Source organism: Enterococcus sp. C74 (assembly GCF_040887125.1).
GTDB classification, from domain to species: Bacteria; Bacillota; Bacilli; order Lactobacillales; family Enterococcaceae; genus Enterococcus_B; species Enterococcus_B hirae.
Genome location: NZ_JBFOFA010000001.1, coordinates 307,725 through 328,612 on the forward strand (window position 1 = coordinate 307,725; position 20,888 = coordinate 328,612).

General features: G+C 37.3%; 18 protein-coding genes. 17 read left to right on the forward strand and 1 reads right to left on the reverse strand.

The genetic code is table 11. The annotated features are described in order from the left end of the window. Position 1: 1 nt before the first annotated feature. The 12 genes from AB3H93_RS01560 (at position 2) to AB3H93_RS01615 (ending at position 13,486) form a co-directional block, all read left to right on the forward strand. Positions 2 to 1,444, forward strand: a complete 1,443-nt coding sequence (locus AB3H93_RS01560) for a glycoside hydrolase family 1 protein (RefSeq protein WP_368016212.1) — start codon at positions 2 to 4, stop codon at positions 1,442 to 1,444. Between the two features lie 336 nt (positions 1,445 to 1,780). Then, entirely contained in the window at positions 1,781 to 2,542 is a 762-nt protein-coding gene (locus AB3H93_RS01565) for a formate/nitrite transporter family protein (RefSeq protein ID WP_010719935.1), read from the forward strand. A 240-nt stretch (positions 2,543 to 2,782) separates the two neighbouring features. Beyond that, positions 2,783 to 3,484: a GntR family transcriptional regulator gene (locus AB3H93_RS01570; RefSeq protein WP_010719934.1), complete on the forward strand. Its 702-nt coding sequence runs from the start codon at positions 2,783 to 2,785 to the stop codon at positions 3,482 to 3,484. Between the two features lie 496 nt (positions 3,485 to 3,980). After that, entirely contained in the window at positions 3,981 to 5,315 is a 1,335-nt protein-coding gene (locus AB3H93_RS01575) for a PTS sugar transporter subunit IIC (protein WP_368020021.1), read from the forward strand. A gap of 22 nt (positions 5,316 to 5,337) precedes the next feature. Beyond that, positions 5,338 to 6,426 carry a DUF871 domain-containing protein gene (locus AB3H93_RS01580; protein WP_010719932.1) on the forward strand — a complete coding sequence of 363 codons (1,089 nt, stop codon included), beginning with the start codon at positions 5,338 to 5,340 and terminating at the stop codon, positions 6,424 to 6,426. A gap of 8 nt (positions 6,427 to 6,434) precedes the next feature. Beyond that, entirely contained in the window at positions 6,435 to 7,547 is a 1,113-nt protein-coding gene (locus AB3H93_RS01585) for an amidohydrolase/deacetylase family metallohydrolase (RefSeq protein ID WP_368020022.1), read from the forward strand. Continuing rightward, positions 7,531 to 8,637, forward strand: coding sequence for a DgaE family pyridoxal phosphate-dependent ammonia lyase (locus AB3H93_RS01590; RefSeq protein ID WP_368020023.1), 1,107 nt, complete (start codon positions 7,531 to 7,533; stop codon positions 8,635 to 8,637). The genes AB3H93_RS01585 and AB3H93_RS01590 overlap by 17 nt, the downstream gene beginning before the upstream one ends. Positions 8,638 to 8,657: 20 nt before the next feature. Continuing rightward, positions 8,658 to 9,398, forward strand: coding sequence for a KDGP aldolase family protein (locus tag AB3H93_RS01595; protein WP_368020024.1), 741 nt, complete (start codon positions 8,658 to 8,660; stop codon positions 9,396 to 9,398). A 19-nt stretch (positions 9,399 to 9,417) separates the two neighbouring features. After that, positions 9,418 to 10,422 (forward strand): sugar kinase, encoded by a 1,005-nt coding sequence (locus AB3H93_RS01600; protein ID WP_053765925.1) that lies wholly within the window; start codon positions 9,418 to 9,420, stop codon positions 10,420 to 10,422. Between the two features lie 1,321 nt (positions 10,423 to 11,743). After that, positions 11,744 to 12,319, forward strand: a complete 576-nt coding sequence (locus AB3H93_RS01605) for a TIGR00730 family Rossman fold protein (RefSeq protein ID WP_063626655.1) — start codon at positions 11,744 to 11,746, stop codon at positions 12,317 to 12,319. Further along, entirely contained in the window at positions 12,319 to 12,759 is a 441-nt protein-coding gene (locus AB3H93_RS01610) for a nucleoside 2-deoxyribosyltransferase (protein ID WP_010719926.1), read from the forward strand. The genes AB3H93_RS01605 and AB3H93_RS01610 overlap by 1 nt, the downstream gene beginning before the upstream one ends. A 22-nt stretch (positions 12,760 to 12,781) precedes the next feature. After that, positions 12,782 to 13,486, forward strand: a complete 705-nt coding sequence (locus AB3H93_RS01615) for a deoxynucleoside kinase (protein WP_010719925.1) — start codon at positions 12,782 to 12,784, stop codon at positions 13,484 to 13,486. 742 nt (positions 13,487 to 14,228) lie between these two features. On the opposite strand, the gene AB3H93_RS01620 is transcribed toward AB3H93_RS01615, so the two are convergent. Then, the gene (locus AB3H93_RS01620; RefSeq protein ID WP_010719923.1) at positions 14,229 to 14,654 is read right to left on the reverse strand and encodes a hypothetical protein; all 426 of its coding nucleotides are present in this window, start codon (positions 14,652 to 14,654) and stop codon (positions 14,229 to 14,231) included. Positions 14,655 to 15,050: 396 nt separating this feature from the next. Here AB3H93_RS01620 and AB3H93_RS01625 point away from each other — a divergent pair, with 396 nt between their 5' ends. The 5 genes from AB3H93_RS01625 (at position 15,051) to AB3H93_RS01645 (ending at position 20,874) form a co-directional block, all read left to right on the forward strand. Beyond that, on the forward strand, positions 15,051 to 16,448 hold the full coding sequence (locus tag AB3H93_RS01625; RefSeq protein ID WP_010738342.1) for a glycoside hydrolase family 1 protein: 1,398 nt from the start codon (positions 15,051 to 15,053) through the stop codon (positions 16,446 to 16,448). A gap of 365 nt (positions 16,449 to 16,813) precedes the next feature. Continuing rightward, positions 16,814 to 17,890 (forward strand): ABC transporter ATP-binding protein, encoded by a 1,077-nt coding sequence (locus AB3H93_RS01630; RefSeq protein ID WP_053765873.1) that lies wholly within the window; start codon positions 16,814 to 16,816, stop codon positions 17,888 to 17,890. After that, on the forward strand, positions 17,890 to 18,777 hold the full coding sequence (locus AB3H93_RS01635; RefSeq protein ID WP_010719920.1) for a carbohydrate ABC transporter permease: 888 nt from the start codon (positions 17,890 to 17,892) through the stop codon (positions 18,775 to 18,777). Before AB3H93_RS01630 ends, AB3H93_RS01635 begins: the two co-directional genes overlap by 1 nt. Beyond that, positions 18,774 to 19,592 carry a carbohydrate ABC transporter permease gene (locus tag AB3H93_RS01640; RefSeq protein WP_081127814.1) on the forward strand — a complete coding sequence of 273 codons (819 nt, stop codon included), beginning with the start codon at positions 18,774 to 18,776 and terminating at the stop codon, positions 19,590 to 19,592. The genes AB3H93_RS01635 and AB3H93_RS01640 overlap by 4 nt, the downstream gene beginning before the upstream one ends. After that, positions 19,576 to 20,874 (forward strand): MBL fold metallo-hydrolase, encoded by a 1,299-nt coding sequence (locus AB3H93_RS01645; protein WP_081127816.1) that lies wholly within the window; start codon positions 19,576 to 19,578, stop codon positions 20,872 to 20,874. The genes AB3H93_RS01640 and AB3H93_RS01645 overlap by 17 nt, the downstream gene beginning before the upstream one ends. Positions 20,875 to 20,888 lie beyond the last annotated feature (14 nt).

Sequence of the window (20,888 nt, forward strand, 5' to 3'; positions counted from 1 at the left end):
GATGACTACAAAGTTTTCAAAAGATTTTTTATGGGGTGGCGCTACAGCTGCCAATCAATTAGAAGGTGCTTACGATCAAGATGGGAAAGGGCTCTCAGTTGCTGACGCGATGCCTGGGGGGAAACAACGATTTGCAGTTATTGGCAGTGAAGACTTTGATTGGACGATCCAACCAGATAAATATACCTATCCTAACCATCAAGGGATCGATCATTATTATCGGTTTAAAGAAGACATTGCACTTTTTGCTGAAATGGGCTTTAAATGTTATCGTTTTTCCATTGCTTGGACTCGGATTTTCCCTCAAGGAGACGAAGTAACACCGAATGAGAAAGGCTTAACGTTTTATGAAGAAGTGATTGATGAATGTTTGAAATATGGGATTGAACCTGTGATCACGATTTCCCATTACGAGATGCCATTAAATCTAGCAAAAAAATATGGCGGGTGGAAAAACCGAGAACTGATTGATTTTTACGAACGCTTTGCTAAAGTGGTGCTTGAACGATTCAGCGATAAAGTCAAATATTGGATGACGTTCAATGAGATCAATTCAGCTTTTCATTTTCCAGCTTTGAGTCAAGGATTAGTAAAAAGTAATGGTGCGGCTGATTATCAAAATATCTTCCAAGCATGGCATAACCAATTTGTAGCAAGTAGTAAAGCAGTAAAAATCGCTCATGAATTACGGGAGGATAGCCAAGTGGGTTGTATGATTATCTATGCAACGACGTATAGCATAGATGCTAATCCGATCAATCAAGTAGCTACATTGATCCAGAACCAAGAATTTAATTTCTTCTGTGCAGATGTTCAAGTACGGGGCAAATACCCGGCATACACAAACCGCACGTATGAAAAATATGGCGTAGATAGTGCCAAATTAGAACAAACGACTGAAGATTTTGAGTTGTTGCAAGCATATCCAGTCGACTATATCGGTTTCAGCTATTATATGTCTACTGCAGTCAACGAAACGGACCCAGATGCAGCGGCCTCAGCCGGTAATCTTTTAGGTGGAGTTAAAAATCCGTTCTTAGAAGCCAGTGAATGGGGATGGCAGATTGATCCAGAAGGTTTACGGATTGCATTAAACGAGTTATACAACCGTTACGAAAAACCATTGTTTATTGTTGAAAATGGGTTAGGCGCGATTGATAAGGTAGAAGAAGACGGGCAAATCAATGATGATTACCGTATTGATTATTTACGTCGGCATATCGAAGCGATGGGAGAAGCGGTAGCTGATGGTGTGGAACTCATGGGATATACACCATGGGGATGTATTGATCTGGTAAGTGCTTCGACTGGTGAGATGAGTAAACGTTATGGATTTATCTATGTTGATTTGGATGATGAAGGGAACGGAACCAAAAATCGTTCAAAGAAAAAATCTTTTGAGTGGTATCAAAAAGTCATCGCCACCAATGGAGAAGAACTGTAAGTTTGTATTCATGATAGAACCGTTGTTTACTAAGAAATTAAGAATAGTTCATTTCTGATAAAGAAAATAAGGTCATTTTTGACAAATCACTGTCGAAAATGGTCTTTTTTCTATTTGATCGAGCGATTCATTTTACTCTCGTTGTTCTAAAGAAAAAAATCACGAGATGTGGGAAAGTCTCACTTGTGTGCCCTGTCATAGAATGATAAAAAAATATCGGTTATTTTAAAATAATCATAGGGATTAGGAATGGAAGATGATATAATCTAAAATGAAAATGTGAAATAAATCACTATTGTTTTTGAAAAAATATGGGAAGTGTGGGTTTGAACATCTATGTATACACCAGAAGAAATTATGGATATCAGTATCCATCTTGGAACGAAAAAGATCCAAAAGCCAATTCTTGCGAAATTAATTCTAGGTTTTATCGGAGGAGCAATGATCTCGTTAGGTTATTTAGCCTACATCAGAGTTTCAGCTTCGATTCCAGAATCACTGGCGAGTTTAACTAGTTTAGTAGGGGCGGCTGTGTTTCCTATCGGACTATTGGTGATCCTGCTTGGTGGCGGGGAATTGATTACTGGAAATATGATGGCGGTTGCAATTGCTTTTATGGATAAAAAAGTAACTTTTTCACAATTAGTTAAAAATTGGACAATTATCACGTTAGCTAATATCGTGGGTGCCATTTTTGTTGCATATTTCTTTGGACACTTTGTCGGATTGACTCATTCAGGCGTTTATTTGGACCAAGTCATCCATATTGCTGATCATAAGATCGAAGCTTCTTGGTGGCAAGCACTTGGTTCGGGAATTGGTTGTAACTGGTTTGTCGGCTTAGCATTATGGCTATCCTATGGAGCAAAAGATGCAGCTGGAAAAGTATTGACTATTTGGTTCCCCGTAATGATTTTTGTTGCCATCGGCTTTCAGCATAGTGTGGCTAACTGCTTTGTGATCCCAGCCGCAATTTTTGAAGGACAAGCAACTTGGACAGAATTTCTCTTGAATTTTATCCCAGTTTATATCGGTAACATTGTCGGCGGTGCAATATTCGTATCAGGATTTTACTATGCAAGCTATAAGCATCATTGAAAATAAGCATGTTGATCAATAAGTTAGAAGCCTAATAAGAACATCGAAGTTTGCGTTTTGCTTACTTTGGTGTTTTTTGTAACTGATAAAATAATTTCTTCCTATTATAATTTTATAGATAAAAAAGAAGAACTATTGTCTCAATCCTCAATCCACCAACATAGCTAATCCATGGCGTTTATATTCTTTTTTTATTTTTTATGTGCTATGATTCTAGTAATAAAATCGAAAGGTGAAGTTATGAAAAGGACACGTGTACTATACCTAGAAGTTGCAGACAAGATCAAAGAAGATATCTTTTCAGGAAAGTATCCTGTCGGCACCATGTTGCCTACAGAAAATGAATTAGAAGAAATGTTTCAAGTAAGTAAGATCACGGTTCGTAAGGCCATTGAATTATTAGCAACAGATGAATATGTCGAAAAGAAAAGCGGACGAGGGACGACGGTAGTAAGTAATCGTCCATACAATCGTTTGTCAAAAGCGGCAAGTTTTACACAGATTCTAGAAAACTCACAACATACAGTTCACAAAGAAACGTTGGAATTAAAGAAAATCACTTTAAAAAAAGATCATCCATTATTTGCCTCTTTTGGTTCAACGGCTGTCTGTTTTAAGCGATTATACTACTTAAACGACCGTCCTTATATTTACTTTACGCATTATCTGCCAAGTGATTTGTTAGAAATCAAGCGCAAAGTATTTGATGAAGAGTCTTTATATCGTTTATTGACCCAAAAAGGTTATGCCATCGACTCCTTTGCCGATGATTTTTCCGCTGTGTTTCTAACAAAGGATGAACGGGAAATTTTAAAAACTACCTCAGAGATCGCGATTAAAAGAACGCGACAATCAAAGACCCACTTGGGGAAAACAATCGAATATTCAGAAGCAATTTACGAGACCAATCTGCATCCTTATCATATAGACTATGAAACATAAGGTTGTTTAAAAGGTGGTCTGCTTCAAGTAATAACGAGCGTACTTATAAAATAGCTTTTCATATTTTGTAAGTACGCTCGTTATTACCGCAGAAGCAACCTTTTAAACACCGTCTATCAGGAGGTAAAAGCCTCAGGTTAAAGGCTTGCCAGAAAATAGCTTTTCATATTTTGTAAGGCACGCCGTTATTACCGCAGAAGCAATCGTTCAAACACCGTCTATCAGGAGGTAAAAGCTCCAGGTTAAAGGCTTGCCAGAAAATAGCTTTTCATATTTTATAAGGCTCGCTGTTATTACCGCAGAAGCCATCAGATACATGGGTCAAGATATTCGCAGGTGGTTTCTTGTGATGGGGGAAAGATTGTGTATTTTTAGGATTAGCTTCCTTAGAGAGTAGAAAAATTTTTACTATTTATAGAAATCGTTTACAAAGTTAGCATAATATGGTACGATCACTTTGATAAACATTATAATGTTATAAAAGGAGAGAGCGGCAATGGATAAGTTTGTAGGATTGATTGAACAAAAGATTATGCCAGTAGCTAACCGAATTGGAACACAGAGGCACATGACGGCAATTAGAAAAGGAATTATTGCAACGATGCCACTAACGATCGTCGGTTCATTTTTTACAATTTTACTGAACATTCCGATTGAATCTGTGGCAGCAGTGATCGAACCCTATCGGCAAATTTTGGATATTCCTTTTCGTTATACGATAGGGATTTTGGCATTATACGCAACATTTGGGATTGCTTCATCATTAGCAAAAAGTTATAAAGTTGATTCCTTGACGGCTGGTATATTAGCATTGATGTCTTTTCTGATCGTGGCAGCACCACCGACACAGGTATTAGAAGACTTGGAAGGAATCACAGCAGGACGTTATATCAATATTGCGAATCTAGGATCAGGTTCATTATTTGGTGCCATTGTTACAGCAATTATTTCTGTCGAGATTTATCGTTTCTTCATTGAAAAGAAAATTACAATCAAGATGCCTGATGGAGTGCCACCAGAAGTGACAAACTCTTTTGTTGCGTTGATTCCTGGAGCGGTGATTTTGATTTTCTTCTGGGTGATCCGACATATGCTTGGTTTTGATCTGAATGGCTTCTTAAGTGAGTTGTTGATGCCGCTAAAAGGCATACTTGCAGGGAATAGTTTGTTTGGTGGTTTATTAACAGTCTTCTTGATTTGTTTTTTCTGGGTTCTTGGGATTCATGGACCAGCCATTATGGGACCAGTGATTCGCCCATTTTGGGATATTTCGATTGCTGAAAACATTGATGCTTTCAACGCTGGTGCGAATGCTCATAATATGCCGAATATTTTTACAGAACAGTTTTTACAGTGGTACGTGTGGATCGGTGGCGCAGGAACAACCTTGGCTTTAGTGGTTTTATTCATGTTCTCCAAATCAAAATATTTAAAGAGTTTAGGTCGATTATCGATTTTACCAGGACTATTCAACATCAATGAACCAATGATCTTCGGGGCACCGATTGTAATGAACCCGGTATTAGGGATTCCGTTCATTCTTGCACCGTTAGTAACGACTACTTTGTCATATGTCTTAACGGTTAGTGGTCTCATCCCAATGATGACGGCTCGGTTACCATTTGCTATTCCTTCGCCAATCGCCGCTTGGATGAGTACAAACTGGAGCGTAGCGGCTGGCTTGTTAGTCATTGCTAACTTCCTGATCACATTGGCTATTTATTATCCGTTCTTCAAAGTATTCGAAAAACAACAACTGGCTCGTGAAGCAGAAGAACAAGCGCAAGAAGAAGCACCAATGGTGACGGGCGTTACCGAGGAACAAGCATAATAAAAAATGGAGGTTAGTGGCTATGAAACGTGCACTAGGGATTTCACTTTACCCAGATCATAGTGATCCAATCAAAGATCAAGAATATTTGCAATTAGCACAACGTTATGGGTTTACCCGTATTTTTATGAGTATGTTAGAAGTAACGGAAGATCCTCTGATTGTAAAACAAAAGTTTCAAAAATTGATTCATTTTGCGAAAGAATTGGGATTTGAAACGATTTTAGATGTTGCTCCCAACATTTTTGAACAGTTGGACATTTCGTATGACGACTTAAGTTTTTTCCACGAAACTGGTGCAGATGGAATCCGTCTTGATTTAGGATTTGACGGCGGAAAAGAAGCTTTGCTGTCATATAACCCTTATCATTTAGCGATTGAGTTGAATATGAGTAATGATGTTGCTTATTTGGATAATATTTTGTCTCATCAAGCAAATAAACCCTTTCTCTATGGGTGTCATAATTTTTATCCTCAAGAAGGAACAGGCTTACCTTACCGATTTTTTGAGTCTTGCAGCCAACGATTTAAAAAACAAGGGTTACGAACGGCTGCTTTTGTGTCTTCTCAGGTGGGAACAATCGGACCTTGGGATATCAATGATGGGTTGACTACGTTAGAGATGCACCGTCATTTACCGGTCCATGTAGCAGCAAAACATTTGTTTGCTACTGGGTTGATCGATGATGTCATTATTGGAAATGCCTACGCATCTGAAGAAGAGCTGCGTATGTTAGGGGAAATGGATCGCTATCAAACAGTATTTACGATCGAGTGGCAGACAGCTGCTCATGAAGTAGAACGACAAATTGTATTAGGAGAACAACATGTTCGTCGAGGAGATATCACTGAACAGGTTATTCGTTCCACTGAAGTTCGAAAAAAATATAAAGATGCAAAAAATGAAGCCCATGACAATGAAAATGAATTTCAAATTGGTGATGTAGTCATTGGAAATGATACATTTGGCAAATACAAAAATGAACTTCAAATTGTTTTAGAACCACATCGGGATGCAAGGAAAAATAAAGTTGGTGCAATTGTACCAGAAGAACATCTCTTACTAGATTTTATCCACCCATGGTCGAAGTTCAAATTTATAGAAAAGTAGGCGTTGTGATGTTCGATTTAGTGATCAGAAATGCTCGTACACTAACTGGCGAAACAATGGATATTGGGATCAATGATGGAAAAATCCAGAAAATCGCAACAAGTATCCCAGAAAAAGGAAAAACAGAACAAACGTTGCAGGCAGGGCACTATCTTTCTGCTGGCTGGATCGATGACCATGTCCATTGTTTTGAGGAAATGACTTTATATTATGATTACCCAGACCAGATTGGTGTGAGTAAAGGGGTAACAACGGTTATCGATGCAGGAACAACAGGTGCCGAAAATATCCATCAATTTTATGAACGAGCAAAAAAAGCCAAAACCAATGTGTATGCCTTGTTGAATATTTCAAAGTGGGGCATCGTAGAACAAGATGAATTAGCTGATTTATCCAAGATACAAGCGAATTTGGTCAAAGAAAAATTGACTGAATTTCCAGAATTTATTGTGGGAATCAAAGCCAGAATGAGCAAAACCGTGGTTGGGAATAATGGATTGACACCGCTGGAATGGGCGAAAAAAATTCAAAAAGAGAATCATCAAATTCCTTTGATGGTGCATATTGGCTCTGCCCCACCACATTTAGAAGAAATTTTGCAGCTCCTGGAAAAAGGCGATATCTTGACCCATTGTTTTAATGGGAAAGATAACGGGATTATGGAGAAAGAAACTCATCAGATTAAACCGTTTGTCAAAGATGCCTTAGCCAAAGGGGTGATTTTCGATATTGGTCATGGCACTGACAGTTTTAATTTTGAGGTGGCAAAAGCAGCCTATGACCAAGGAATCAAAGCGGACTCTATTAGCACGGATATCTATATTCGTAATCGAAAGAACGGCCCCGTTTACGATTTAGCGACAACGATGGAAAAATTGCATTTTATCGGCTATTCCTGGTCAGAAATTTTAGAAAAGGTAACTTGTGTGCCGGCTAAAAATTTCCATTTAGGAACGAAAGGTCAGATAGAAGTAGGTTTTGATGCGGATTTTACAATATTTGAATTTGTTGACCAAGAAAAGATGATTACTGACTCGAATGGACAACAGCAAGTGATCGATCAACAAATCAAACCAGTTAGCGTAATTATTGGGGGAAAGAGTTATGAGTGTAAGTTATGATAAATTCAATTTAAAAGAAGTGATCAATGCTTCAGGCCGGATGACGATTTTAGGTGTTTCCAAAGTATCGGAATCTGTTTTGGCAGCGCAACGCTTTGGCGGCGAACATTTTTTTGAAATGTCAGACCTGAGTGAAAAAACGGGTGCTTATCTGGCGAATCTCTTAGCAGTTGAGGATGTTCAGATCGTTTCTTGTGCTTCTGCTGGTATTGTTCAAGCAGTGGCAGCGGTTATTGGCAAAGGAAGTCTAACTCATGTTTATCATCCTTATTCAACAACTATCAAGAAAAAGGAAATTATTTTACCCAAAGGACACAATGTTGATTACGGCACATCCGTTGAATTAATGATTCAACAAGGTGGGGGGCAAGTGATCGAGGCAGGTTATGCCAATATGTGTAGCTCTGAACATCTTGAAAGCTGTATCACTGAAAATACCGCAGCGATTCTTTATGTCAAAAGTCACCATGCGGTTCAAAAAAGTATGTTGTCAGTAGAAGAAGCAGTAGCAGTTGCTCAAAAACATGAAATCCCGTTGATTATTGATGCAGCAGCAGAAGAGGATTTATTCAAATACACTAAACTAGGAGCGGACCTAGTGATCTATTCGGGTGCAAAGGCGATCGAAGGTCCAAGTGCAGGAATGGTGATTGGAAAGAATCCTTATATACCATGGGTGCGATTACAATCAAAAGGGATCGGTCGTTCGATGAAAATCGGTAAAGAGAATATTTTAGGGTTTACTCAAGCGGTCACCGATTATCTTGAATATGGCAGTGAATCTGGTGAGTCAATGAAGCACCGTTTACAACCATTTGTTGAAGAGTTGAATCACATTGATCATTTGTCAGCAACTATTGTTCAAGATCCAGCTGGTCGAGAGATTTATCGAGCGAGTGTTAAAATCAGTGATCGTTCTGCACATTCAGTTATTCAGGCACTAAAAGAAAAAAATCCAGCAGTCTATACACGAGATTATCAAGCGAATCATGGTATCATTGAATTTGACATACGTTCGGTCAATCAAGAAGAAATGAAAAAAATCATTATTCGCCTGCAAGAAATCATGAATGAAACAAAATTATCTTGAGTGAAAAAGGAGAGAAAAAAATGTCACGAATTCCTAACTATTTACACGATAAAGTTTGTTTGAATGTTTTAGCTAATTCTGTTGAAAATGCAGTGGAGTGTTATGAAGCAGCTGAAGGACATATTTTGTTAGGGGTGCTTTCAAAAAACTATGAAACAGACGAAGCAGCTATTGCTGACATGAAAAAGTATCAAGCAGCAACGAATAATGCGCTATCAGTTGGCTTGGGAGCAGGTGATCCAAATCAGAGTCAAATGGTGACTCGTTTGGCAAAAGTCTTGCAACCACAACATGTGAACCAAGTATTTACTGGAGTGGGTGCTTCACGAGCTGTGTTAGGTCAAAATGAAACAGTGGTCAATGGATTAGTTTCACCAACAGGTAAAGAAGGGTATGTCAATATTGCAACCGGTCCTTTAAGTTCTCAAGGTACAGCAGGCGTAGTCACGATTGAAACAGCGATTCGCTTACTGCAAGATATGGGAGGAACATCAATCAAGTATTTTCCAATGAAAGGATTAGCACATCAAAAAGAGTATGAGGCGGTAGCGCAAGCTTGTGCCACTTATGATTTTGCATTAGAACCAACAGGAGGAATTGATTTAACCAACTTTGAAGAGATCCTTCAAATCGCTGTCGATGCCAAGGTGAAAAAGATTATTCCCCATGTCTACAGCTCGATTATTGACCCTGAAACGGGCAATACGAAGCCAGAGGATGTCCGGACATTACTACAAATCATGAAAAAAGTTGTCAGCTAAGATGAAAAAAGGTGAGAAAATGAAATTTGGGGCATTCGGAGAAGTGATGTTGCGATTGACACCTCCAGAACACTTGATGCTAGAACAAACCCATACACTAAGACTGGCATATACCGGAACAGGTGTGAATCTAGTTGGTAATCTAGCTCATTTTGATATGGAGAGTTATCTATTGACGGCTTTACCCGATAATCGCTTGGGCAGTGCTGCGTTAGCTAACTTAAAAAGTATCGGTGTTGAAACGAAGTATGTAATCCAACAAGAACAACATATCGGTACCTATTTCGCAGAAATGGGGTATGGTGTTCGACCTACTGAAGTTACTTACCAAAATCGAAAACATAGTTCTTTTGGATTGTCTCAAGAAAATGACTATGAATTACAGGCGTTTATTGAAACAGTAGATCTTGTGCATATTTGCGGAATCAGTTTGAGTTTGTCTGATCAATGTGCTGAAACGGCGATTTCTCTTGCCAAGAAAGCTCATGCTCAGGGAAAAAAAGTATGTTTTGATTTCAACTTTCGGCCAACATTGAACCAGGAACAAGATCAAAGAAACATCTTGAAACAACGCTATGAGGAAATTTTACCTTATTGTACGATTTTATTTGGCTCGATCCGTGATTTGACGGAATTATTAGAATGGCGAACAAGCGATTCAACGAAAAATCCTATCGCCTATATCCAATCCTTTTTAGCTTATTATGACATCGAATGGTTTGCTGGTACGAAACGAACCAGCCATGAAGGAAGAAAACAATTAAAAGGATATTTGATCACCGTCACAGAAGACGTTGAAACACCTTTTTACGAGTTATTTGTTTTAGACCGAATTGGTGCAGGGGATGCTTTTGCGGCTGGGATATTATTAGGATATGCGGAAAACTGGTCATTGACTAGAACCGTCGAGTTTGCAACAGGAAATGCTCGTTTGGCTCACGCAATCCAAGGAGATGTTCCGCTCACAACTAGAAAACAGGTTCAACAATTACTAGATGCGCCAGATGTCGATTTGATTCGCTAAGAAATAGTCTTGTGATGAATGGACGAAATAAAATGCATCGGAGCGTTAAAAAAGTCTTGAAACGGGAATCAGTGTTTCGAGACTTTTTGACATCATTTTAAATATTAAAAGTTAGTTTTTAGTAGATAGCGGATCAGCCAAGAGTTTATCAAGCAGAAGGTAAAAATCCAGAAATGATTGAATAGAGTTGCAACTGTAGCGGTCGTTTTAAATCGCTAACTTTCTCTGTTGTTTTTAGGGTCTAAAAGAAGGAGAAATATTTTTGACAAAAATCTGGGAGAAAAACAGTACAGTTTTTTGTAGGTTTTCGTTTTCTCTTGACTACCACGTAAGCGATCAGTATTATAAGGAACAGATAGAAACAGCCGAATAAAAAAAGGCACCTCCATTTCTAGTGGCAGCCAGAAACAGAGGTCTTGAAAAAGTCAACCACATTGACCAATCAAGTTTGCCATAGTCAATGGAAACCATCAACTTCGTTTATTGTATCGAATCTTAAAGGAGAAATCTACCTTTTTTGATGAGAAAAATAGATGAACTACATGTGTTTTATTTACTGTGCCATAAATGGATTGGATACGATGTGTCCAGTCCATTTTTTTATCCAAAAACATACACCTGAGGATAACGAGTAAAATGAAGATAGCAAGTGCAACAAATAGGGGAGAGTTTACTTGGGCGAGTAAAGTGCGTCAATGTTGGTTTTGGCTTTTTCAAGGAACATAAAAAAGCACATGTTTTAGAATAAAAGCATTTGGCTGTTTCTATCGTTTTTCAAGATCAGAACAATAATTGAGTGAGCCGTCGTACCATGAGATAAAACCGATATATTGAAGGAGTGCAGATTATCTTTCAAGTATTGGCTTATTTTTTTGCTATTAGATAAAAAGTTGGTCTTTCTTATTGGTTATCAAAATGTGATGAATATCAGAAAATAGAACAATTCAAGAAAACATTTGATTGGGGAGTTCATGTACATAAAATTTTTAGCGAAACATTTACAGATAATGAAACATAACAATTATTTTATCAAATTTTTTGCGAGAAAAGAATGATGCTAGATTCTCGTTAAATGAGTGAATGTTATTGTCAGAACACGATGAAAGCAAGCTTTCTTAATTAAGAAAGTCGTTTCAAATTTAAATGTTTATGTTATTTAATAATTTTTTAAAATAAAAAAGATTAAAAAAGTTTTCGCCAACAAACACTAGATATAGTGTTTGTTTTCTTATATACCACTAAAAAATCACAAAATCTAGTCTTTTATTTTAAAAAAACAAGTGTAAAATGAAGTTAGACTTTTGAGTTGGGATGTGTTTTTTTGAAACTAACAGTTTTTTGTGGCTCCCGTTTTGGTAATAAAGAAAGCTATAAATTTATTGCCCAAACGTTAGGAAAATATATGGCTCAAGAAGAGATTGAGCTGGTTTATGGTGGATCAGAATCGGGTATCATGGGAGTTTTCAGTCAGACTTTACTAGAAAACAATGGGAAAGTCACTGGTATCTATCCAACAGGGCTTTTTGATTCTGAGTTACCGAATACAAATGTAACAACTTTTATTCCTACCGAGACAATCGACGAACGAAAAGTATTGTTATTTGAACAAGGAGATGCTGTTTTGATCTTTCCTGGAGGATTGGGAACCTTAGAAGAGTTTTCTCAACTTTTATCTTGGATGGCCATTGATTTAACAGCGAAGAAACCAATTGGTATTTTAGATATCGGAGGATATTATGAAGGTTTAAAGACGTTATTAGAAACGTTTGCCAAAGAAGAATTTATGGATGCCAAATGGCTGGATTACGTCTTTTTTTCAAATAACCCATTAGAACTAGTCGATTTATTACGCGCAGAAGTAAGTGAAACACAACAATTATTAGAGGAGGCAAATTAATGAGTCAAATTTATTTAGCAGGTCCATTCTTTTCAGAGGAGCAAGTCGAGCGTGTTGCTCGTATCGAAAAAGCATTGGAAGAAAATCCAACGGTGACTGGTTTTTATTCGCCAAGACATCATCAAGAAAGTAATTATGAAATGTTTAGTGCAGGTTGGGCACAAGAAGTTTATGAAAAAGATATGGCAGAATTAACAGCAGCTGATTACGTAGTAGCTATTTTAGATTATGAACATCAAATCATTGATCCAGGGACAGCTTATGAATTAGGGGCAGCGACAATGATGAAAAAACCAATGATTGTTTTCCAAGAAGAGACTGTTCCAACTAATTTGATGATTACTCAAAGTTTGCATACTTATTTAAAAACAGTTGACGAAGTACGTGACTACGATTTTAAAACATTACCAGTAACGAAATACGTAGGCGAGTACTTATAGAAATAGAAAGAGGAAGGATTGCATGTCAGTGATATTAATTTCAGGAACGATTGGTGCAGGAAAAAGCAGTTTGACAGATATGCTTGCGAAAGAAATCGACTCAAAACCATTTTATGAAAGTGTTGAGGATAATGAAGTGTTACCACTTTTTTATTCAAATCCGGAACAGTATGCTTTTTTATTGCAAATTTTCTTTTTGAATAAACGATTTTTAGCGATGAAAAATGCTTTAGTGGATGATGATAATGTGTTAGACCGTTCGATCTATGAAGATAGCCTGCTATTTCATTTAAATGCAGATCTAGGTCGAGTGACCGATATTGAAGTGCAACAATATGATAATTTATTGGATACGATGCTTAACGAGTTAGATGATGTTGCTCCTAAGAAACGTCCAGACTTGATGGTTCATATCAAAGTGTCCTTGGATACAATGTTGGATCGCATCAAAAAACGGGGTCGTGATTATGAACAGCTAGAAAGTGATGAGACACTTTATGACTATTATCGCTCTTTAAATCAACGTTATGATCAATGGTATGAAGATTTTGATGTTTGTCCGAAGATTCAAATCGATGGTGACCGCTTCGATTTTGTTGAAAAGCCAGAACATGCAAAAGAGGTCATTGAACAAATCCAACAAAAATTAGCAGAATTAAGCGATGTAGAGGCAGGGAAATACTTTACTGAGAATCAACATGCAAAAGGACAAGGACTGGGTCAGTAAACAGTCATAATGTTCCATTTAAAAAAGATGATGACATCGTTCATTTTAAGAAACAAGCTGGAAAACCTCCAAGATAGTCGAAACGATTTGGCGGTTTTCCAGCTTGTTTTTGATAGAGCGGTTCCTGAAAAGACATGATTCGAAAGAACACAGTTCGATAGTAATCAATTTATCAAGGAAAAAGCTGTTTTTGGCTAAGTGAAAAAGATAGTAAAAATAGATCAAAAGATTTGAACGTGTCTTTTGACCTCTTCAAATCTTTTGACCTATTGGTATCCTGCCATACTTATACAAAATAAGGCCGAGACTTTATTTAACAGTTAAAACATCCGCATGTCTTTCTTTCGTATAGGATTCAAATGACTTAAATGAATCTTTTACAGTTTTATGACAGTGATCGCAAATACTTAAGCTTCCTTGATCACTAAATTCGGTATGAATATTTTTACTGGTTGTACAAGTACAATAATCATGACTATCAAATATACTCATTTTTTTCTCCTTTATCACATTGTGCTTACCCAATATACCAGAAAGAAATGGCAGAAACAAAAAAATTAAGAGAAATTAACAATTTCTCTTAATTCCGGTTAATTCCTAGCGAGTGAGCCATGTCAGCTCTCGTTTTTTTGTACGAAGTGACAAGAAAACAGCCAGAACAGTTGCAAGTTTTTTCAAAAATAAAAGCTGTTCTAAAAGTTTTTCCTTTACTGATCAGGTCAAGTCGGTCTTTTTAGGTCTTTTACAAACTATAAATATTTCCGTCCTGATCTTCGATTCGGTAGTTTCCGATCTTTTTGAAGGTAACGGATACTTCTTTACCATCTTCTTTACCAGAGATGGTATAAGTGTCTGCTTCGGTCTTGATCTTGATATCATTGAGTACTGTTTTTTCTTGAGAAGTACTTGCGGTATCTTTTTCAGTTCCTGTATAGGTACGTGTCCATTCCATTTTATGATCGCTAAAAATGATTTGCCCACTGACTAAATTCATGTCTTTGCGGACTTTTAATGAATAGTTACTGTTACTGATATCCTCTTTTTCAGCTTGTAGAGTCGATGAATCTGTCGTTTGGTCTGCTGAGTTACCGGAGCCACCGAATAGGCTGCATCCTGATAAAGTAAAACAGCTGACAAGCGAAAGAACCATGATGACTAATTTCTTCAAAATATTTCCTCCATTGTATGATACAGCTTTAACTACAAACGGTGTGAATCCGATAGTCAACCAAGTTGGCTGGGTTTCTGTCGTTGCGTTTACTGTGACTAATAAATTAGTATAGCTTCTATTATAAGATTTAGGAATACTAGCTTTTGTCTATTCCATTGAAAAAAGGTGTTTATGTCTCTTCTATTCAATCTCATTTCTTTACAGATGTCAACTCCCCTTCAAAAGGACTGGTTTGCTCAGTACAGCAAATGAAGTAGGGGTGTACGAGTCGTTTCAACTAAATAAAACGTTTGCTAAATTAACTTGTAACTGGTGTAAACGTTTGCTATATTGAGTAGGGAACAAGTATTATTTAGCAAATAAACTGAACTCTTTAATAGAAGGTGTGAGTGGATGACAAATTATCAATTTCCAAGTAATTTTTGGTGGGGATCAGCCGCAAGTGGCCCACAAACAGAAGGTCGTATTGCTGGCGATGGTAAAGGAGAGAATATTTTTGATTATTGGTTTAGCCAAGAACCAGAAAAGTTCTTTGATCAAGTAGGTCCTGAAAAGACATCACAAGTGTACACGAAGTATAAAGAAGACGTTCAATTAATGAAACAAACTGGACACAATAGTTTTCGTACTTCGATCCAATGGAGTCGCCTGATTCCTGAAGGGACTGGCGAAGTGAATCAACAAGCTGTTGATTTTTACCATTCGTATTTCGATGAATTGATCGCTAATGGCATTGAACCATTTGTGAATTTATATCATTTTGATATGCCGATGCCTTTGCAAGAAAAAGGCGGATGGCTCAATCGGGAAACGGTTGAAGCGTATGAAAGGTATGCTAAGATTTGTTTTGAATTATTTGGGACGAAAATCAAAAAATGGTTTACCCATAATGAGCCAATCGTGCCAGTTGAAGCTGGGTATCTTTACCGTTGGCATTACCCGGAAGAGTCCGATATGAAAAAGGCGATCCAAGTAGGCTATCATGAAGCGCTGGCTTCTGCATTAGCCGTCAAAGCGTATCATTCCATGGCATTAGATGGCTCAATCGGAATCATTTTGAATCTAACACCAAGCTATCCTCGGGATGAAAACAACCCAGAAGATGTCAAAGCAGCTAAATTAGCTGATGCCTTTTTTAATCGTTCGTTTCTTGATCCAGCAGTTAAAGGTGAGTTCCCACCAGAATTGATCGCCATTGTGAAAGAATTAGACATGGTACCAGCGATGCAAGAAGATGACTTAGCGATCATTAAAGAAAATACCATTGACTTATTAGGGATCAATTATTACCAACCAAGAAGAGTCAAAGCAAAAGAAACACCGATTGATCATGAAAATGGACCAATGCCAGAAGATTATTTTGATAATTATGAAATGCCAAATCGTAAAATGAATCCTTATCGTGGTTGGGAAATTTATGAAAAGGGAATTTATGATATCTTAATCAATGTTCGAGACCATTATGGTAATATTGACTGTTTCATTTCTGAAAACGGTATGGGTGTTGAAAATGAAGCACGTTTTATCGAAGAAGATGGGATGATCCACGATGATTATCGCATTGAATTTGTCCAAGAACATCTAAAATATGTTCATCAAGCAATCGAAGAAGGTGCTAATTGCTTGGGGTATCATATGTGGACGTGTATGGATAACTGGTCATGGACCAATGCTTACAAAAATCGTTATGGATTTATTTCCGTTGATTTAGCGAATGATGGTAAACGGACGATCAAAAAATCTGGTCACTGGTTTAAAAAACTATCTGATACCAACCAATTTACAATATAAAAAAGTCAACGTTCCTCTTGATCCGTTTAATAAACGGTCAAGAGGAATATTTTTGTTTGTTTGAAAAATTAGAATACAATGAAAACGCTTTTGAATGTATATAAATAAAGAATGTTATTTGATATCTTTATAAAGTAAGTATGCTTTTTAAGTGATTTTTTTAGTTTTTATCAATTGTAACCGTTTCTATATGATTAAAATACGAACGTTATCTTTTTTGGAGGAAGTGTGAGCAGATGGTTTTCTTTTCAAGATATTTACACAGAATTAAATCAATCTACACATAGAAGCGTTAGCATTGATTATAAGGTAGAAATTATTAACACCTGTAAAAAGAAATTTTATTACGTGAGGGGCTATGAAAAATGATTGAGGTTATCAATCTGAAGAAAGTATTCGATAATGGGTTTGAAGCACTGAAGTCTGTTGATTTTCAAATCGAAAAAGGGGATTTGGTTTGTTTGCTTGGCCCTAGTGGTTGTGGAAAATCAACGATTTTGAATTTGATTGCGGGGTTATTAAGCCCTAGTCATGGGGACATTCGTTTTAGTGGAGAGTCGGTGGTACGAACGGAACCGAAAGATCGGAATATTGGTTTTGTATTTCAAAATTATGCTTTATACCCGCATATGACTGTGGTTGAGAATATTATGTTTCCATTGACGGTTGGCGAAAATAAAATCAAAAAAGCAGAAGCTAAAAAAATATCACAGGAATATATGAAACTAACGAATATCGAAGAACTCCAAGATAAAAAACCAGGGACTTTATCAGGTGGACAACAACAACGTGTGGCTATTACACGAGCCTTAGTCCAGAAACCAGAAGTTTTATTATTAGACGAGCCCTTAAGTAATTTGGATGCACGCTTGCGATTAAAGATACGAGAAGAAATCCGTCGTTTGGTAAAAGAAGTTGGAATCACTACGATTTTTGTGACGCATGATCAAGAAGAAGCACTTTCGATTAGTGACAAAATCATTTTACTGAATGAAGGTGTGATTCAACAAAATGATATTCCGCAGAATTTATACTTAGACCCGGCTAACCTGTTTGTTGCCAATTTTATCGGTAACCCGATCATCAATACGTTACCGGTCGAGGTCAATGTTCGTGAAGGGAAAATCAGCCATACGGATTTTCAAATTCCTCTGACGAAACTGGAATCCGCTCAATTAAGAAAACCATTAGTGGATGGAAAATATATCTTAGGGATTCGACCAGAAGACGTTTTTCCAACGACTAACGGATTGTTCGAAGTACAAGTTTCTGGAGTTGAATTGATCGGACGTGAACAGATTTTGAATTTTTCGCTCGCTGCGAAACGTCTGAAATCGATCGTTAGTATTGAAAAGCTCATCGAGGAAGATACGGTACTCTCTTTTGATTTTCAGTACCATAAAATGTTTCTTTTCGATGACCAAGGGGAGCGGGTGTACTAATGTTCAAAAAAGCATATGATCCAGAAAATCAACCGAAAGCTTGGTTCTTCTTACTGCCATCATTGGTCATTATTGTTTTGTTCAGTATCTATCCGTTGTTCCGTTCACTAGCGATGAGCTTTCAAAAAGGCTCCTTAATCAATCAACAATTTGCAGGAATTGAGAATTATCAGCGTGTGTTGTCAGACCCAGTCTTTATCAAAGCATTAAGAAACACCGCATTATTTGCTTTTACAGTTGTTCCTATTTCATTGCTCCTTTCACTGGGAATCGCTTGGGTGATCTTTGAAAAAGTGAAACATAAGACTTTTTTTGAAACGATTTTTTTCATGCCTTATGTGACAAGTACGATTGCTATCGGGATCGTCTTTCGCTATTTTTTCAACGGGTCCTATGGGCTCATTAATTATTTGCTGAATTTTTTAGGATTTGAATCAATCAATTGGTTAGATAATGTTTCGATGAGTATGACAACGTTGATCATCTTTGGGGTTTGGACCAGTCTCGCATTCAATATCATTATCTTATTGGCTGGTTTAAGAAATATTGACGAAGAGCATTATAAAATTGCTCGAATGTTTGGAGCAGATGCTTGGGAGATTTTTAGTCGGATCACGTTTCCTCAATTGATCCCAACGATCACCTTCTTATTAACTGTTAACATCATCGGAGCGTTTAAAGTCTATACTCAAGTCTATGCTTTGTTTGGTGGGCAGCCAGGGATCGCCAAAAGTGCTACGACAGCGGTCTTTTATATTTACGATAAATTCCACATCGCTGGTCGACCAGGGATCGCTATGGCGGCGACGGTCATTTTGTTCCTCGTCATTTTACTGATCACATTTATTCAAAATAAATTGTTGAAGAAAGTAGGGAGAAGAGGATGAAAAAAGTTGTTACAGGACTCTCATTGCTATTTATCGGAATTTTAGGGATCGTAACGATTTTTCCATTTATTTATATGATTTTAGCTGGGTTGATGACATATAGTGAGGCAACGAGTATTCCGCCAACCTTACTGCCAACATCATTTCAATGGGGAAATTATACGGAGGTATTTGAAAAAGCACCATTTTTACGTTATTTCTTCAATACCGTCTTTGTTTCGTTAGTAACTACGATCGCTACAGTCATCACATCTGTTTTAGCGGCTTTTGCGTTAACAAGTCTGGAATTTCGTTTTAAAAAATTGATTATCGGGATCATGATCTCATTACTAATGGTTCCTTATGAGTCCATTATTTTTACGAATTATAATACGATTTCACGAATGGGATTACTAAACAGCTATAGTGCATTGATCATTCCTTTCTTGACCAGTATTTTTTATATTTATTATTTGAACGGGTATTTAAAGAGTATTTCCAGTACCTTTTATAAAGCAGCTAAAATCGATGGTGCCAGTGATCTAGAGTATATTTGGAAAATTTTAGTGCCGATGTCTAAACCAGCATTAGTCACGGTGGGTATCTTGACGTTTATTTCAAGTTGGAATTCATTTTTATGGCCACTGCTTGTGACGAACGAGAAAAAATTCCGCCTGTTAAATAATGGTTTAGCTGCTTTTACCTCTGAAAGTGGGAGTGACGTTCATTTACAAATGGCGGCGGCGACGTTAACAGTTATCCCGATTTTGATTATTTATTTGATTTTTAGAAAAGAAATTATACGAGGAGTGGCGAAAAATGGAATCAAAGGATAAAACAGTGATTACTTTCCATAGCGGAATCTTAACGATCGGTGGAACGATTATTGAAGTTGCCTACCGCGATTCACACATCTTTTTTGATTTTGGCACAGAGTACCGTCCAGAATTAGACTTAGCTGATGAATCTTTAAATACATTGCTTGAACATCGATTGATTCCTGACTTGAATGGATTATATGATCCAAGGCTGTTTGATCAAGTACAGCACATACAAGCAGGAGAAAGAGAGCCGTATCAGCATACAGCCGTTTTCTTATCTCATGCTCATTTGGATCATTCAAAAATGATCAATTATCTTGATCCAGCAATTCCTTTATACACTTTAAATGAAACGAAGCAAATCTTACATTCCCTTCATCGAAACAATGATTTCTTGATTCCTTCTCCTTTTGAAAAAGAAGGGTTTGTACGTGAAATGAATGGGTTATCTCCTTATGAAACTGTCCAGATCGGAGAAATCAGTGTGGAGATTCTACCAGTCGATCATGATGCGTATGGTGCAGCTGCTTTACTAATCAAAACGCCTGACCGATTCTTGACTTACACTGGTGACTTGCGTCTTCATGGATATGACCGGCAAATGACAGAAACGTTTTGTCAAAAATCATTTCAGACTGACTTATTGATGATGGAAGGTGTCAGCATCAGTTTTCCTGACCGAGAAATAAGCGAACAAACGCCAATTGCTACGGAAGAAGAGCTAGTGCAGCGCTTTTGTGAACTGGTCGATCAATATCCTAATCGTCAAATTACTTTCAATGGGTACCCAGCAAACCTTAAACGCTTTGAGATGCTGGTGAAACAATCCCCACGAACGATGGTTTTAGAAGCGAATATGGCTGCATTAATGAAAGAAGTTCTAGGAATGGATGTGCCCTATTACTATTTAACGGATAGTCCAGTCATTCCGATTCTTCAGTCAGAATTAGAATATCCCTACGAAGTTTTACGCAACGATGAAACAACTTTTGTTTGGCAAGTCGTTGATAATATAGAAAACTTGCAAGGAGGAGGTTTATACATTCATAGTGATGCCCAACCATTGGGAGATTTTGATCCACAATATGCTGTCTTTTTAAAGATTTTAGCTGAAAAGCAAGTTGAATTTGTTCGATTATCGCTGTCTGGACACGCATTTCCAGCTGATTTAGCTGAAATCATCGACAAGATACAACCAAAAGTGTTAGTGCCGATCCATACGTTAAAACCCGAGAAATTAGTCAATCCTTATGGAGAAAGAATTTTGCCAAAACGTGGCGAACAAATTATTTTATAAGAGAAAAGGGAGAG

Bases quoted from the DNA above. Each gene is read 5' to 3' on its own strand.
- AB3H93_RS01560 (WP_368016212.1), top strand. From the start codon at position 2: ATGACTACAAAGTTTTCAAAAGATTTTTTATGGGGTGGCGCTACAGCT.
- AB3H93_RS01565 (WP_010719935.1), top strand. From the start codon at position 1,781: ATGTATACACCAGAAGAAATTATGGATATCAGTATCCATCTTGGAACG.
- AB3H93_RS01570 (WP_010719934.1), top strand. From the start codon at position 2,783: ATGAAAAGGACACGTGTACTATACCTAGAAGTTGCAGACAAGATCAAA.
- AB3H93_RS01575 (WP_368020021.1), top strand. From the start codon at position 3,981: ATGGATAAGTTTGTAGGATTGATTGAACAAAAGATTATGCCAGTAGCT.
- AB3H93_RS01580 (WP_010719932.1), top strand. From the start codon at position 5,338: ATGAAACGTGCACTAGGGATTTCACTTTACCCAGATCATAGTGATCCA.
- AB3H93_RS01585 (WP_368020022.1), top strand. From the start codon at position 6,435: ATGTTCGATTTAGTGATCAGAAATGCTCGTACACTAACTGGCGAAACA.
- AB3H93_RS01590 (WP_368020023.1), top strand. From the start codon at position 7,531: ATGAGTGTAAGTTATGATAAATTCAATTTAAAAGAAGTGATCAATGCT.
- AB3H93_RS01595 (WP_368020024.1), top strand. From the start codon at position 8,658: ATGTCACGAATTCCTAACTATTTACACGATAAAGTTTGTTTGAATGTT.
- AB3H93_RS01600 (WP_053765925.1), top strand. From the start codon at position 9,418: ATGAAATTTGGGGCATTCGGAGAAGTGATGTTGCGATTGACACCTCCA.
- AB3H93_RS01610 (WP_010719926.1), top strand. From the start codon at position 12,319: ATGAGTCAAATTTATTTAGCAGGTCCATTCTTTTCAGAGGAGCAAGTC.
- AB3H93_RS01615 (WP_010719925.1), top strand. From the start codon at position 12,782: ATGTCAGTGATATTAATTTCAGGAACGATTGGTGCAGGAAAAAGCAGT.
- AB3H93_RS01625 (WP_010738342.1), top strand. From the start codon at position 15,051: ATGACAAATTATCAATTTCCAAGTAATTTTTGGTGGGGATCAGCCGCA.
- AB3H93_RS01630 (WP_053765873.1), top strand. From the start codon at position 16,814: ATGATTGAGGTTATCAATCTGAAGAAAGTATTCGATAATGGGTTTGAA.
- AB3H93_RS01635 (WP_010719920.1), top strand. From the start codon at position 17,890: ATGTTCAAAAAAGCATATGATCCAGAAAATCAACCGAAAGCTTGGTTC.
- AB3H93_RS01640 (WP_081127814.1), top strand. From the start codon at position 18,774: ATGAAAAAAGTTGTTACAGGACTCTCATTGCTATTTATCGGAATTTTA.
- AB3H93_RS01645 (WP_081127816.1), top strand. From the start codon at position 19,576: ATGGAATCAAAGGATAAAACAGTGATTACTTTCCATAGCGGAATCTTA.